The following is a 14,410-nucleotide window of genomic DNA, read 5'->3' as shown; positions in this document are numbered from 1 at the left end:
ATGTTCTGCTGCGCAGAATGTCCGGAGTCCACTGGTGTGAGGTGCCTTTATGTCCCGTTCCAACCCCATCGTTCCCGCCCATGTCGATACCTCGGTGCTCGGCGAAGACGATCCCGGCGCATCGCTGGAGATATTCCGCCGCGAAGCGCTCAAGAACCGGGCCAAAAAGAACCTGCCCGCTCAGCCGCAAGCGAAAGCTAAAACGGGCCAGGAAGGCAACGCCTATCTGACGATCAATTGCTCCAACAACGGCCGGTGTTTCACGATCCAGGTGCAATGGCAGCCATCGCAGCAACGTGAATTCACCGATCTTCTGGGCTTGGTGATCGCCGAGCATGCAGTGATCTCGGACGTGGCCTGGACCCACCACATGCAGACGGGAGAGGACCCAGTTCAGCTTGAAATGGGCTCCACTGCGGACGGAAGGGCTGCCGTGCAGGTCAAGACGCTTGGTCAGCCAGGCGCCTCACTACCCAGGCGCAAGGTGCTGCATGAGCCCTTCATAGCCGCCAACGATCACCTGCCCATGGCCCGCCATTCCAAAGCAGGGCGTTGATAGTCGAGGCCTGGCACCACAAAGGCAGGCCTCACCGCGCCGCGGTTCCGGACGCCCACAGTGGTGTTCCACTTCCATCGTAGACAACCAGGTTGTTGTCATTTTGTACGGCCAGATGGGGCGTGCCGTACTGTCTCATGTAGCTTTTGCTGTCGATTCCATAGGGAGGCAAGGAATCCCAGAACGTTCGGTCGCGTTTTCTGGCGTCAGCAACCGAGTTCCATAGGGCGTTGTCTACCATGTTGTAAACCACGAGATTTCCATCGCCCTGGAAAACCGCGCATCGGGTCTCCTGGCGGTAGGTGCCCGCATTCCAGAGAGCTACCTGCGCATCTCTTCTCACCCGCTTGTACAGCACCAGATTGCCGTCACTCTGGTGAACCAGATACACCGACTTGTCTGGCGAGTAATAGCGTTTGTTTTCTATCAGCCTGGTGTTGGCCGGAATGATGCCTGGGGTGGCCTGCGGCCCTTTGGCGGGACGAGGGCACACTGCCTTGGCATTGGCGTTGGCTGTACCCGCCAGAATGCACAAGGCCAAAAGACACTGGCCGGGTAGTTTGAGCGAAAAAACTTTCAGCATTGCGCGTCCTTTTTTCCACGCCTGAAAAAGAAAGCGCCCAGGCTGCGCAGGGGCAATTTACTGGAAAAGGTGGGCACGCACCCGTTTTGAATGGGCACCTGCTTGCAGCATTGATTGAAACCGTGAAATCCAGCACAGGGTGCGGGCCGTCAGGCCAGCTTGGCGGGTTTCAGCGCCGCGTCGGCCTCGCTGCGCAGCCAGCGCACGAAGTCCTGCGCATCGGGGTTGGCGCCGCCGCGAACACCCGACACCATGTAGTAGCCGCGCTGCGACGAGGCACAACTGCCGAACGGCGTCACCAAGCGGCCGCTTTCCACCAGCTCGGCCAGCAGCGGCAGCCGGCCGATCACCACGCCTTGCCCCTGCATCGCCGCCGCCACCGCATCGGCGTACTGGGTGAAGCGCACGGTGTTTTTCATGCGCACTTCCGACACCCCCATCAGCCGCGCCCAGGGGTCCCATTCCACCGTGAGCGGCATGCCAGGGTGCTGGTCCACGGCGAGCAGGGTGTGGCGCACCAGGTCGGCGGGCTGCCGCAAGGGGTTGGCTGCATTGGCGGCCAGGCCGGGGGAGCACATGGGGACCACCCATTCCTCGAACAAGGGAGTGCCCAGCCCATCCTCGGTGGGGCAAAAGCGCACCGCCAGGTCCAGCTGGCTGCGGTCCAGGTCCAAAAGCTCCAGGGTGGCCGAGATGCGCACGTCCACATCCGGGTGCTGCGCGGTGAAGTGCGCCAGCCGGGGGATGAGCCACAGCGAGGCGAAGCCCGGGGTGCAGGTCATGGCCACCTGGCGCAGGGCCGGGGCGGCGCGCACCCGTGCGGTGGCGTCGCGCAGCCGCTCCAGCGCATCCACCGCCGCCCGGTGCATGACGGCCCCCGCCTCGGTGAGCACTAGTGACCGGTGCCGGCGCTCGAACAGGGCCACCCCGAGCCAGGCTTCCATCTGCTGTATCTGGCGGCTGACCGCAGACTGGGTGAGGTAGAGCTCCTGCGCCGCTTGCGTAAAGCTCAGATGCCGCGCCGAGGCCTCGAAGCTGCGCAGCAGGTCCAGCGGCGGCAGCTCTTCCCGACCGATGGCCGAGGAAGACGTTTTCACATTCTGGATTGGCATGCGAAGGATTCCAAATGACCGTTTGAGTACCGAGAGCCGTCTCACTATATTCATTCCATCAGCGAATGGATAGGAGCATTTACCATGATCATCGAACTTACCCACCGCGGCTTGCACCATGTGCCCGACGCAGCCGGCCAGCGCTTGCATTGCCAGAGCGGCACGGTCTGGATCACGCTGGACCACGACACGCGCGACGTCGTGCTGGAGGCGGGGGAGAGCTTTTCCACCCCCGAGCACAAGAGGGCGCTGGTGTATGCCCTGGCACCAGCGCGCCTGCTCATCGAGCCGCCAGTGGGTGGCAGACCCACCGTGCACAACCTGCAGCGCCGTCCGGAGCCGTTCCAGCCAGCGTCACCGCTGGCGGCGGGCGCCTGAGGCTCAGCGCCGGCTGTCGATGCTCACCACGTTCTGCATCGGCACAGCCGGTGGCGGCTGCGTCTGTCCCAGCAACTGCGCATACAGCTGCACGTACTGCCGCGCCGCAGCTTCCCAGCCGAAGGGCTGTGCCATTCCCCGGCGCTGAAGGCCCTTCCAGAGCGCGGGCTGCGCCCAAGCCTGCAGCACGCGGTCCAGCGCGCGGTCGAATTCGGCCTGCGTGGGGGCGGCCATCATGAAGCCGGTCCCCTTGTCCAGGCCAGGGCCTGCATCGCTCACCGTGTCGGACAGGCCACCGGTGGCCGTGACGACTGGCGGCGTGCCATAGGCCTGGCTGTACATCTGGTTCAGGCCGCAAGGCTCGAAGCGCGAGGGCATCAGAAAGCAATCGGCACCAGCTTCAATCTGGTGCGCCAGCGCCTCGTCGAAGCCAAGCGTGGCGTGGACCTGGCCCGGGTGTACTGCGGCGAGTGCCCGCAGCCCGTCCTCCAGCGGCTCCTCGCCCCGGCCCAGGACCACCAGTTGGGCCCCGCGTGCGAGCAGGGCAGGAGCCCCCGCCAGCACCAGGTCCACCCCCTTCTGGGAAGTGAGCCGCCCCACCAGGCCCAGCAGCGGGCCGGGCACCTCGGCCAGGCCGCAGCGCTTGCGCAAGGCGGCCTTGTTCACCGCCTTGGCCTCCAGGTTTTTCACCCCGTAGTTGGCTGCAATCAACGGATCGCTCTCAGGGTTCCATACCGTTGTATCGATGCCGTTGAGCAGCCCGTGCAGCCGGCCGGCCTGGGCGCGCAGCACGCCGTCCAGCCCGAAGCCCAGGGCCGGTTTCTGTATTTCTCGCGCATAGGTCGGGCTCACCGTGGTGATGGCGTCAGCGAACTGCAGGGCAGCCTTGAGCATGGACAGCTGACCCCAGAACTCCACGCCCTCCATGCCCCGGTACGTCGGTGCGATGTCCAGAACCTCGCAGGCCTCCATGGGGAACATTCCCTGGAACGCCAGGTTGTGGATGGTGATGAGGCTGTGGGCCACAGCCTGCTGCCCGGCGGCCCGCGCCTGATGCAGGTACAAAGGTGCCAGCCCGCAGGGCCAGTCGTTGGCGTGCACGATGTCGGCGCGCCAGTCGCAGGGGCTGTGCTCCGTGCCGATCAGTGCCGCCACGCGGCTGAGCAGGCCAAAGCGCAGGGCCTGCTCGTGCATGGGTGTGTGGGCCGGGTCGCCGTACGGCGTGCCGGCACTCGCATACAGGGCCGGGCACGACAACAGCAAAAAGGGCATGCCGTCTGGCGACGTCACCTGCAGCAACTGCGCAGCCGGCCAGGGGCCGTAGGCGGGCACGGGCACGATGGCGTCGAGCGTGCCGTCGATGGCCATGCCGCCGTAGGCCGGCATGAGGATGACCACCTCGTGCCCCAGCGCCTTGAGAGCACGGGGCAGCGCGGCACTGACGTCCCCGAGCCCTCCGGTCTTGACCAGGGGGGCGCATTCGGGCGTGGCGAACAGGATCTTCATAAAGGGGTATCTTGCGCCACCAAAATGGCAAAGGGCAGACGGGTGCCGCCAGGGCCGACATCGCCCAGCACGTCGTTCAGGGAATGTTCCGCTGCATTGGCCAGCGTTTGGCCGGTCATCCAGTCGAGCCAGCGGCCTGGGCGCGCCAGGGCCGGGTGGGCCGAGGCCAGGGCAACACGGGTGTCACCCCATCCGCTCTTGCCAAGGCCCAGCAGCAGGCGGGCGCAAACCACCACCACAGCCTGCTCCCCGCCAATGCGGGCAAAGGCCAGTGCGTGGGCCTGCGACGCGCCCTCCACAGTCAGCGGCAGGTACAGTGCATCGCGGAACAGCGCAGGCATCTCCCGGCGCAGCTGCAGCAGGCGCCAGGTGACCAGTTGCTTGGCGCCGGGGGGCATGGCGGGGCCGTCGCCCAACAGCGCATGCCAGTCGGCAGGGCTCGGAAATTGTGCATCGCCCTGGTACAACGAGCGCAGCGGTTGCAGCGAGGTAGCCAGCTCCGCCAGATCCACGGGGCGGCGATTGTCCGGGTCCACCAGCGAAAAGTTCCAGACCTCGCAGCCCTGGTAGATGTCAGGCACACCCGGCGCCGTGAGCTTGAGCGCCAGTTGGCCCAGCCCGTTGCGAAAGCCATGGGGGGCGATGCGCTGCACGAAGTCCTCCAGCACGGCGACAAAGCGTTCCGTGGACAGGGACTTTTCGATGTAATCGCGCACGGCCGCCTCGTAGGCCTCGTTGGGGAAAAGCCAGTTGCTCATGAGCTTGGCCTCGCGCATGGCCTTTTCCTTGTAGCGCTGGATGCGCTGCACCAGCTCCTGGCGCTCATGGGCGTCCGTGGCGTGGGCGGGCCAGATGCCGACCATGGCCTGGTACAGGCCCCACAGGTCGTGCGGCAGCGGCGATGCCTGCCCGTCGATTTCGACCTCGAAGCGCTGGCCGGCCGCCTGCAGCGCCTGCACCGTGGCCTGCCAGGCATCGGGCATTTCAGACAGCACATTGAGCCGCGCGCGCACGTCTTCCGAACGCTTGCTATCGTGCGTGGAGGTGGCCAGCAGTTCGTGCGGCAGGTGCCGCGAGCGCTGCAGGTTGCCCTGGTGGAACGCCGCCACCGAGACGCCGAAGCGCCGCGGCTCCGCCCCCACGTCGTTGAGCGAGACCAGCCGTACGTAGCGGTAGAACAGCGTGTCCTCGACCGACTTGGCCATCACCGGTGCCGTGAACTGCTGCCATCGGCGGATGAAGCGCGCGCGCAAAGCGGGCTCGGCCCCTGGCTCGCCCTGCAGCACTGCCTGCAGATAGGCCAGCACGCCGCCTTCGGCAGACCCCAGGCGTCGGCGCGCGGCGCTGATGGCCCAGGCGATGTGCTGCCGGTCTGCCTCGCTGGGCGGCGCGCCGCCGGGTACCACGTAGGTGCGGTACACGGGGAACTGGGCGGCCACCTCCACCAGTGCCACGCGCAGCTGGTTGCGCGTGAAGTCGCACACCGCGCGATCGGCCCGCGTGATCTTGCTCAGCGTGGCCACCAGCCAGGCCATGTCGCTGAACAGCGCCGTCTCGATGATCAGGCGCTTGCACTCGTAGGTGGCTTCCTCGAAAGGTTTCGTGTCCCCGGTGAACGCGCCATAGATGGCGTCGAAGCGCTCATGCGCGTCGGCTGCAATGAACAGGCCGTTGACCAGGGTGCTGAAGCGGTAGCCGGGGCCGCCATGCACCAGCCAGTCGGCGGGCAGCGGTTCGTGGTCGGCCATGATCTTCTCGACCACCAGGTACAGCGCCTGCGGCGGCTGGCCCCGGGCCTGGCGCTGGGCCGCGTGTCGTTGCTGCAGCCGCTCGAAGTACCGGGCCGGGTCGGCCAGGCCGTCGGGGTGGTCGATGCGCAGGCCCGTGACCTTGCCTTCGGCCAGCCAGCGCAGGGGCAGGGCGTGCACCGCCTCGAAGACCTCGGGCTCCTCCATGCGGATCGCCGCCAGGGCATTGATGTCGAAGAAGCGCCGGTAGTTGATGTCGTCGCCCGCCACGCGCCAGTCGGCCAGCCGGTAGGCCTGGGCCTGCAGCACCGTGTCGAGCAGGTCGAAGCTCGCGGCATCTCCCCTTTGCCCGTTGGCCCGAACAAGGCAGGCCTGCACCCAGTCCGATACCCAGTGGTAGGCCTGTGCCATCTCTGCCAGCCGGCGCTGGTACAGGGGAGCATCGCGCAGACGCGCCGCGCGCTGCTGCGAATCGTCGCTGCCCTGGGGCGGCACCTGGCCCAGCGCATCCACGAGCGAGGCCATTTCGGCCAGTTCCCCAGCCGGTGCGGCCGCCGGCATGGCCACGGCCGTCAGCACGAGGACGTAGCTGCGTGGATCGATCGGAAACGCATGGTCCCAGTAGCCCACATGCAAGCGGCCCTGAGCGGCATCGAAGCGCAGCTGCAGCTCGCCCGCCTCCAGCAGCTTGCCATAGTGGTCGCCCAGCACCGGCAGCAGCACGCGCCGGCCGGTCTGGGGGTTGGGGGGTTGCCATTCGATGTCGAAAGTGGCGGCGTATGGCGAGGCCTCGCCGTGCTCGAGCATGTCCTGCCACCAGCGGTTGGCCGGGTCCTCCACGCCCATGTGGTTGGGTACGATGTCCAGCACGTGGCCCATGCCGCGTTCGGCCAGCGCCTGGCACAGCGCGGCATGCTCGGCCTCGCTGCCGATCTCGGGGTTGAGCACCGTCGGGTCCACCACGTCGTAGCCGTGCATGCTGCCGGCGGCGGCCTTGAGGTAGGGCGAGGTGTACAGGTGGCTCACGCCCAGCGCATGCAGGTAGGGCACGACCGCAGTGGCCTGCGCGAAGGTGAACCCGCGGTTGAGCTGCATCCGGTAGGTGGCGCCGGGCACGTCGGCCGATGCCAGCGGTGGCAGTTCAGCGGCAGGTTCGACCAGCGCAGCGCGGCGGGCATTGCCCACGGCCTGGTTGATGGCTTCGAAATACGGATCGCCGCTCAACTGCTCCAGCAGCACCGGCATGCGGTGGCGCCAATTGGGGTAGCGGTCTTCGGTGGTGCCCGGCACGTTGAGCTGTTCGCGCTGGCCGGTCAGGTCCTCGAGCTGCACGCCCAGCAGCTGGCATGGCGTGCGTGCCAGGAAGGCGTGCACGGCGGCGGCCAGTGCGGGTGTCATCTCGGGGGTGGATTGGGCGTCGAGCGTGGTGCCCTGTGGCAGCAGTTGCTGGGCGTCGAGGGCGGCCAGCAGGTGGGTGCGGTCCTGCGCGCGCGCCAGTTGGGCGCGCACCTGGGCATCGCTGTCGCCAAGCCAGCCCAGCGAGTGCTGGATGGCGATGTCGTCCCCACCCCAGAAGCCCTTGAGCGTGGGCAGGTCGTGGGTGCTGACCACGGCCAGCGCCTGCGGCTGCCAGTCCGCCGGCGGGCGGAAGGCGCCGCCTTCCAGGCGTTCGAAGATCAGCGGGCGGTACGACAGCAGCGCATGCTCGGCCATGGCCTCGCGCATGCGCGGCGCCACATTGCCCAGGTCTTCGCCGATCACCATGCACTGGTGGCGGTGGCTCTCGATGGCCATCACCGCGACCAGCGCCTCCAGCGGGTAGCGCACGTAGGTGCCTCCCGCGGGGCTGTTCCAGTACAGCCGCATCAGCGCCATGGCATGGTCCATGCGCAGCGCGCCGGCGTGGCGCATCACGCTGGCCAGCAGTTGCCGAAACGGCAGGAAGCGCGCATCGCTGAGTGCCACGGGATTGACGGGAGGCAGGCCCCAATCCTGGCCCTGGGTGCTCAGGGGGTCGGGCGGGGCGCCCACGTTCATGCCCCGGGCATAGAGGCCGGGGGACATCCAGGTTTCAGAGCCGCCGTCACTGGCGCCCACGGCCAGGTCGCAGTACAGGCCGAGCGGCATGCACGCGCGCGCATGCTCGAACGCCCGGCCCAGCTGGACGTAGGCCAGCCACTGCAGCCAGTACCGATACGCCACCGAATCGGCATGTTCGCGTGCGAAGACCAGTGCCGCAGCGCCTTGCGGGTCTTGCAGATCCTTTGGCCAGGCGGGCCAGCCCCAGACCTGCGGATCCCGCGCACCCAGGGTCAGCTGGATGGCCTCGTAGCGTGCATGCAGGCCCAGTGTTGCCTGGTGCTGCGCCATGAAGGCATCGAACTCCTGGCCTCTTGCTGTGGCGGCCTCCCAGTGGGTGGAGCGAAACTCTTGCCACAGCAAGGCCAGCACGGGTTCCTTGAGCGCAGCCACCTCGGCGTAGCGCACGGTCGGGCTGGCACGCACCTCGCGCAAGCGCTGCTGAAAGCCGCTGTCCGCTAACAGGGCCTGGGCTTCGGTACTGCAGGCAAATTCGGGCACGGCGGCCACATCGATGTGCAGCACATTCAGCGCCAGTCGGCTGCTGGGGCTGTAGGGGCTGGCCTGTTCGGGGTGTTCCGTGCGCAGGGCATGCAGCGGGCTCACGCCGACGAACGCAGCACCCCGCGAAGCCGCCAGCCGGACCAACGTGGCCAGGTCGGAGAAATCGCCAATGCCCCAGTTGCGCTGCGAACGCAGAGCGTACATCTGTGCCGTGATGCCCCACCAGCGCTCGCCAGACTGCAGGCCCTCGGGGAGCCAGCAGCGCCGGGGCGCGACGATGAGCAACCGCTCGGCACCGGGCGAGTGCAGGAGGTAGTAGCCGGAACCCAGGGTAGCGGGCAGGTGGGCGACGCTGCCAGTCCCCTCCAGCAGTGCCGCTCCGCCGGGTTCCTCGGGCAGCAGTTGCCATGCGCCATGCGCATCCAGCGGCACCTGCGCGGCATGGCCCTGTTCCACCACGATGGGTTGCGGCGCGTTGCCATCGGCATGCGCGCCCATGGCGGCCAGTGCCCTGGCCAGGACCTCGGGGCTCACGGTCAAGGTTTCGCCCCAGAAGCTTGCATATTCGGTAGCGATGCCGGCGCGCTCGGCGCGCTGGTGCAGGTCTGAACCTAGCGCATCATGAACAGCTGGCTCCTGGCTCATGCCGAACCTTCGGTGCAGGTCCACCGGGCCGACCATGGGGCCCACAGCCGCTCGTCACCGGTCCAGTGGTGGCTGAATACCTCAACGGCAGCGGTGTCCGCCGCAGTTGCGGACGGTGTGGCGTCCAACGCGTCAGGTCCCAGGTTCATTTCCATCCTCAGTATTGCTCCGTCCTGGTAGTGCCAGGCCACGCGCAGGCCGCTATCTCCCACCAACTCCGCCGTGTGGCCCTCTGCGCACAGTTGCTGCGCACGGGGCTGCAACCAGGTGCGCCGCGCCTCCAATGATCGCTGCACCAAGGCCCGGCGAGTCTGCCCGATTGATGTGTCCGATTCGTCCCATTGCAGTCGGCTGGCCTGAAGAGTGGCCACGTCGCAGGGGTCGGGCAGCACGGCATCGCCGGTCACCGCGTGGCCGAACTCGCGCGCGCGCCCCTCGCGCACCGCGTCGCGCAGGCTGCCGTCCCAGTTCGCAAAGTACAGGAACGCTGTGGAGGCGGCAAATTCGTCGCCCATGAACACCATGGGCGTGGCCGGAGTCAGCAGCGCCAGCAGAAGCGCCAGCTCCGCCCCCTCGGGGTTCGCCAGGTTCCCGAGCCGCTCGCCGAAGGCGCGGTTGCCGATCTGGTCGTGGTTGCCGATGAAGTTGACCATGCAGGACAGCGGCACCGGATCGCCGCCGGCCACGCTGGCCGCCTCGGGAAAGGCGAAGCCATGGGTCAACACCCGCGCCAGCAGCGCCAGCGGGTGGCGCGCGAACTTGGCATAGTAGCCCTGGGATTCGTCCGTCAGGGCCACATGCACTGCATGGTGAAAATCGTCGTTCCACTGGGCATCGTACAGGCCGGGCTCGGGCGAGGAGGACAGGCGCGCGGGCTGGTTCTTCTCGTTCTCCAGCACCAGGTGCACCAGGCGTCCGCTGGCCGTGGCCAGCTCGCGCACGCGTGCGCTCAATTCCTGCAGGATGTCGGGCCGGCTGTCGTCGGCGATGGCGTGCACCGCGTCCAGGCGCAAGCCGTCCATGCCGAACTCCTCGATCCAGTACAGCGCGTTGTGCACGAAGAAGTCGCGCACCACGGCGCTGCCCTCCTGATCGAAGTTGATGGCAGCGCCCCAGGGGCTGGCATGGCTGCTCGAAAAGAACTGGGGCGCGTAGGCATGCAGGTAGTTGCCATCAGGCCCGAAATGGTTGTACACCACATCGAGGAAGACGCACATCCCAAGCGCATGCGCTCTGTCGACCAGGCGCTTGAGGTCTTGCGGGCTGCCATAGGCCGCATGTGGTGCGAAAGGCAGCACGCCGTCATAGCCCCAGCCCCATTGCCCGCCAAAGCTGGCCAGCGGCATCAGTTCGAGGGCCGTGAAACCCAGCGCCGCCAGCTCCGGCAGCTTGCGGATGGCGCCTTCATAGGTACCCAGCGGGGTGAAGCTGCCCACATGCAGCTCGTAGAAGACCAGTTCGTTCCAGGGTCGGCCGGCCCAGTCCGTCTTCCATTCATGGCTGACGGGATCGGTGACGACACTGGGCTCGTGCGGCCCCCAGGGATTGCTGCGCGAGGCCGGGTCGGGCACGGTGAGCTTGCCGTCGACGAGCCAGCGGTACGGGGTGCCCGCGCCAGCATCGGCAGCACTCGCCTGCCACCAGCCGCCGTCGGCCTGGTTGGCGGGCAGGGTGCGGGCCGCAGCATTGGGCGTTGGGCGGTACCACAGGGCTGCCTCATGCGCCGCGGGTGCCCACAGCGAGAACCTGGCACCGCCACCGGCCAGCAGCCGGGCGCCGAAGGGCATGGTATGCGTGCGCCTCATGCGGTGGCAGCGGGGCTGGGTGCGAAGGGGGCCGTCAGTACCGCCATAGAACGTGCCAGCAAAGTGTGCTGCCCACCGGCCGCCACCGTTGGCGCACCGGCTTCCTCACCAATGGCCACCACGCGGGCATCCCGGGTGTCCAGGCGCAGCGTCCAGCTGCGGCCCGAGCCGTCCGCAGGCAGGGTGAAGATGGCATCGGCGTCGCTGGCGTTGAACAGCAGCATCACGGACAGCTCCTCCTCGGCCACGCTTTCCATGACCGCGCCCACGCAGCGCACGGCAGGGTCGTCCCATTCCTCCGGTGTCATGTCCAAGCCCCACACGCTGTGCCAGGCCACGGTGACGAGTTGCGGCAGGCCCGCCTCGTCGACGGGCCATGTGTGGGGCCGAACCACGGGCAGCGCCCGGCGCAAGGCCGCCAGCGCCTGGGTGAAGGACTGCAGTTCGCCGTGCCGGTCCGCGCGTTCCCAGTCGTACCACGACAGGGCACTGTCCTGGCAGTAGCCGTTGTTGTTGCCCTGCTGGGTGCGCCCCAGCTCGTCGCCACCCAGCAGCAGCGGCGTGCCGTGGGACATGAACAGGGTGGCCAGGAAGTTGCGCACCTGCCGCTCGCGCAGCGCGAGCACGTCGGCATCGTCGGTATCCCCTTCGGCCCCGCAGTTCCAGCTGCGGTTGTGCGATTCTCCGTCCTGGCCGCCTTCGCCGTTGGCCTCGTTGTGCTTTTCGTTGTAGCTCACCAGGTCGGCCAGGGTGAAGCCGTCGTGCACGGTGACCATGTTCACGCTGGCCGTGGGCCGGCGCCGGCGTGGCTGGTACATGTCGGCCGAGCCGCACAGGCAGGCCGCAAAGGCCGGCAGGCTGCCATCGGCATTGGCCCAGTAGTCGCGCACGGCATCGCGGTAACGGCCGTTCCACTCCATCCAGCCGGCGGGAAAGCCGCCCAGCTGATAGCCATAAGGCCCCAGATCCCAGGGCTCGGCGATGAGCTTGGTGCGCGAGAGCACCGGGTCCTGCGCCAGCGCTGCGAAGAACGGTGCGCGCAGGGTGTAGGAACCGTCCGCATCGCGTCCCAACGCCGATGCCAGGTCGAAGCGAAAGCCATCCACATGCATCTCCTGCACCCAGTAGCGCAGGCTGTCCATCACCAGTTGCAGGGCGGGCGGGCTGCTGGTGTCCACCGTGTTGCCGGTGCCGGTGAAGTCCATGCACATGCGCCGTTCTTCGGTCTGGCGGTAATAGGCCGCGTGGTCTATGCCCTTGAGACTGAGCGTGGGCCCCAGGTGGTTGCCTTCGCCGGTGTGGTTGTAGACCACGTCAAGGATCACCTCCAGGCCTGCCGCGTGCAGTGCCTTGACCATGGCCTTGAATTCATCGACCCCGCCGTCGGCGCCCGCGCGCGCCGCATAGCGCGGCTCGGGCGCGAAGAAGGCCACCGTGTTGTAGCCCCAGTAATTGGCCAGTTGCATCTCCACCAGGCGGTGGTCGTCGATGAAGGCCTGCACGGGCAGCAGCTCGATGCTGGTCACGCCCAGTTGCTTGAAGTGTGCGATGGCAGCCGGCGATGCCAGGCCCGCATAGGTACCCCGCAGGTTTTCCGGCACGCCAGGATGGGTCTGCGTGAACCCCTTGGCGTGGACCTCGTAGAACACCGTGTCGCGCGCCGGTACACGCGGCGGCCGGTCGTCGCCCCAGTCGAAGCGCGAGCGCACGACGCGGGATTTGGGTGCCGTGCGGCCATTGTCCCGGGTGCTGGGCACCAGGTCTTCATCGGGCTGAGCGAGTTCGTAGCCAAACTGGTCCGCCGCGCCGCGCACGGGCCTGTCCAGCGCCTTGGAGAACGGGTCCATCAGCAGCTTGGCACTGTTGCAGCGCTGGCCGGCCTCGGGTTCATAAGGCCCGTGCACGCGCAGGCCGTACTTCTGGCCTGCCTTGACGCCCGCCACATGGCCATGCCACACGTCGTCGGTCAGGCAGGGCAGGGCGATGCGCTCCATCTCCCGATCGTTTTCTGAAAACAGGCAGATCTCCACGCGGGTCGCCACGGAGGAATAGACGGCGAAGTTGACGCCCAGCCGATCCACCGTCGCCCCCAGGGGCCAGTGTCGGCCGGGGCCGACTTGCCTCACAGGGCGCACCCGCTTGAAGTGGTTCGTGGGAAGGGGGCCTGCGGCATGCACCTCGGGCTTCATGCAGCGGCTCTGAAGTCGTTGCCCAGGGCGGCTGGCACAGGTTGGCGCACCCGGTCCACCTTGAGCGTATTGCTCACGAACGCACTGCGCGTTGGAAAGAACTGCCGCGGCACGACCACGATGCCGCTTTCCGTGACGTGGAACCGGCGGCGGTCCTCCGCTTCGTCGAAGCCGATCCGCTCGCCTGGGGGAATATCGTTGTCCTGATCGATGATGGCGCGGCGCACGTGGGCACCTTGGCCGATACGCGAGCGTTCCATGACGATGCAGTGCTCCAGCGTCGCATCGCGTTCCACCAGCACCGAGCGGCGCAGCATGGCATGGTTGAGCGTTGCGCCATCGACGATGCTGCCCGAACCCACCACCGAGCGGTGTATCACGCCGTTCTCGATCTGGGCCGACTCGGCCTGGTCGGGGCTGGCGTAGATGGGCCACTCGCGGTTGGTCATGCGAAAGCGCGGTGTGGCGCCCAGAGTATCGAAATGCGCATCGAAATACGCATCGATGGTGCCCACGTCGCGCCAATACGCATGCTCTTCATAAGACGCGGTACCGGGGATCTCATTGGCGGTGAAGTCATAGGCCATCAGCCGATGAGATTGCAGCATGGTGGGCAGGATATCGCGGCCGAAGTCGCTGTGGCCTGTGGCGTGCGCCTTCTTCAGAGCGTCGAGCAGAACATCGGCATCGAACAGGTAGTTGCCCATGGATGCCAGCGCATGTGTGCTGCTGCCGGGCATGGGGCGCGTGTTCTTGGGCTTTTCCACGAAGTTGGCAATGCGATGGTGGGCGTCGATCTCCACGATGCCGAACTGGTTGCATTGCGACAGGGGCACCGGCAGTGTTGCTACGCTCACATGGGCTTTGCTGTCTCGGTGGAAGTCCACCATCTGGCGCACGTCCATGCGGTAGATGTGGTCAGCACCAAAGACCGCCACGATGTCGGGTTGGAAGGATTCGATCAGGTGGATGTTCTGGTACACCGAATCGGCCGTGCCCTGGAACCACTCGGGGCCGTTGCGCATCTGCGGCGGCACCACCGTCACGAAGTGCTGGGGGATGAAGCGCGTCATGGTCCAAGAGCTGCGGATGTGCTCGATCAGGGACTGCGACTTGTACTGCACCAGCAGGTAGATCGAATAGATCTCCGAGTTGACCAAATTGGACAGCACGAAGTCCACGATGCGGTGCTTGCCATTGAAGGGCACTGCAGGTTTGCAGCGCTCGTCCGTCAGGGGGTGCAGGCGGGAGCCTTCGCCCCCTGCCATCACGATCGCCAACACATTTCGGGTACGCGACATAGCA

Annotated in this window: 9 protein-coding genes; 2 read left to right on the top strand and 7 right to left on the bottom strand. The window is 67.0% G+C overall.

Going from position 1 to position 14,410, the window contains the following annotated elements; all coding sequences use genetic code 11:
- Positions 1–49 precede the first annotated feature (49 nt).
- On the top strand, positions 50–556 hold the full coding sequence (locus tag QYL93_RS21840) for a hypothetical protein (protein WP_305745628.1): 507 nt from the start codon (positions 50–52) through the stop codon (positions 554–556).
- Positions 557–587: 31 nt separating this feature from the next.
- Here QYL93_RS21840 and QYL93_RS21835 read toward each other — a convergent pair whose 3' ends face one another.
- Together QYL93_RS21835 and QYL93_RS21830 are read right to left on the bottom strand one after the other, a co-directional pair.
- A complete protein-coding gene (locus QYL93_RS21835) occupies positions 588–1,139 on the bottom strand; it encodes a hypothetical protein (RefSeq protein ID WP_305745627.1) in 552 nt (183 codons plus the stop codon).
- 149 nt (positions 1,140–1,288) lie between these two features.
- Positions 1,289–2,251, bottom strand: a complete 963-nt coding sequence (locus QYL93_RS21830) for a LysR substrate-binding domain-containing protein (protein WP_305745626.1) — start codon at positions 2,249–2,251, stop codon at positions 1,289–1,291.
- A gap of 84 nt (positions 2,252–2,335) precedes the next feature.
- On the opposite strand from QYL93_RS21830, the gene QYL93_RS21825 reads away from it, so the two are divergent.
- The gene (locus tag QYL93_RS21825) at positions 2,336–2,629 is read left to right on the top strand and encodes a DUF2917 domain-containing protein (protein ID WP_305745625.1); all 294 of its coding nucleotides are present in this window, start codon (positions 2,336–2,338) and stop codon (positions 2,627–2,629) included.
- 3 nt (positions 2,630–2,632) lie between these two features.
- Here QYL93_RS21825 and glgA read toward each other — a convergent pair whose 3' ends face one another.
- The 5 genes from glgA to glgC are packed head-to-tail and all read right to left on the bottom strand — an operon-like array spanning position 2,633 to position 14,406.
- A complete protein-coding gene (gene glgA, locus QYL93_RS21820) occupies positions 2,633–4,135 on the bottom strand; it encodes a glycogen synthase GlgA (RefSeq protein ID WP_370877019.1) in 1,503 nt (500 codons plus the stop codon).
- On the bottom strand, positions 4,132–9,111 hold the full coding sequence (treY, locus tag QYL93_RS21815) for a malto-oligosyltrehalose synthase (protein WP_305745624.1): 4,980 nt from the start codon (positions 9,109–9,111) through the stop codon (positions 4,132–4,134). Before treY ends, glgA begins: the two co-directional genes overlap by 4 nt.
- Positions 9,108–10,916 (bottom strand): malto-oligosyltrehalose trehalohydrolase, encoded by a 1,809-nt coding sequence (treZ, locus tag QYL93_RS21810; protein ID WP_305745623.1) that lies wholly within the window; start codon positions 10,914–10,916, stop codon positions 9,108–9,110. Before treZ ends, treY begins: the two co-directional genes overlap by 4 nt.
- Positions 10,913–13,105 carry a glycogen debranching protein GlgX gene (gene glgX, locus QYL93_RS21805; RefSeq protein WP_305745622.1) on the bottom strand — a complete coding sequence of 731 codons (2,193 nt, stop codon included), beginning with the start codon at positions 13,103–13,105 and terminating at the stop codon, positions 10,913–10,915. Before glgX ends, treZ begins: the two co-directional genes overlap by 4 nt.
- A complete protein-coding gene (gene glgC / locus QYL93_RS21800) occupies positions 13,102–14,406 on the bottom strand; it encodes a glucose-1-phosphate adenylyltransferase (RefSeq protein WP_305745621.1) in 1,305 nt (434 codons plus the stop codon). The genes glgX and glgC overlap by 4 nt, the downstream gene beginning before the upstream one ends.
- Positions 14,407–14,410: the final 4 nt, after the last annotated feature.

The organism is Acidovorax sp. A1169, assembly GCF_030704685.1.
Taxonomy (GTDB): domain Bacteria; phylum Pseudomonadota; class Gammaproteobacteria; order Burkholderiales; family Burkholderiaceae_C; genus Acidovorax.
This window is presented reverse-complemented; position numbering and strand designations above follow the sequence as displayed.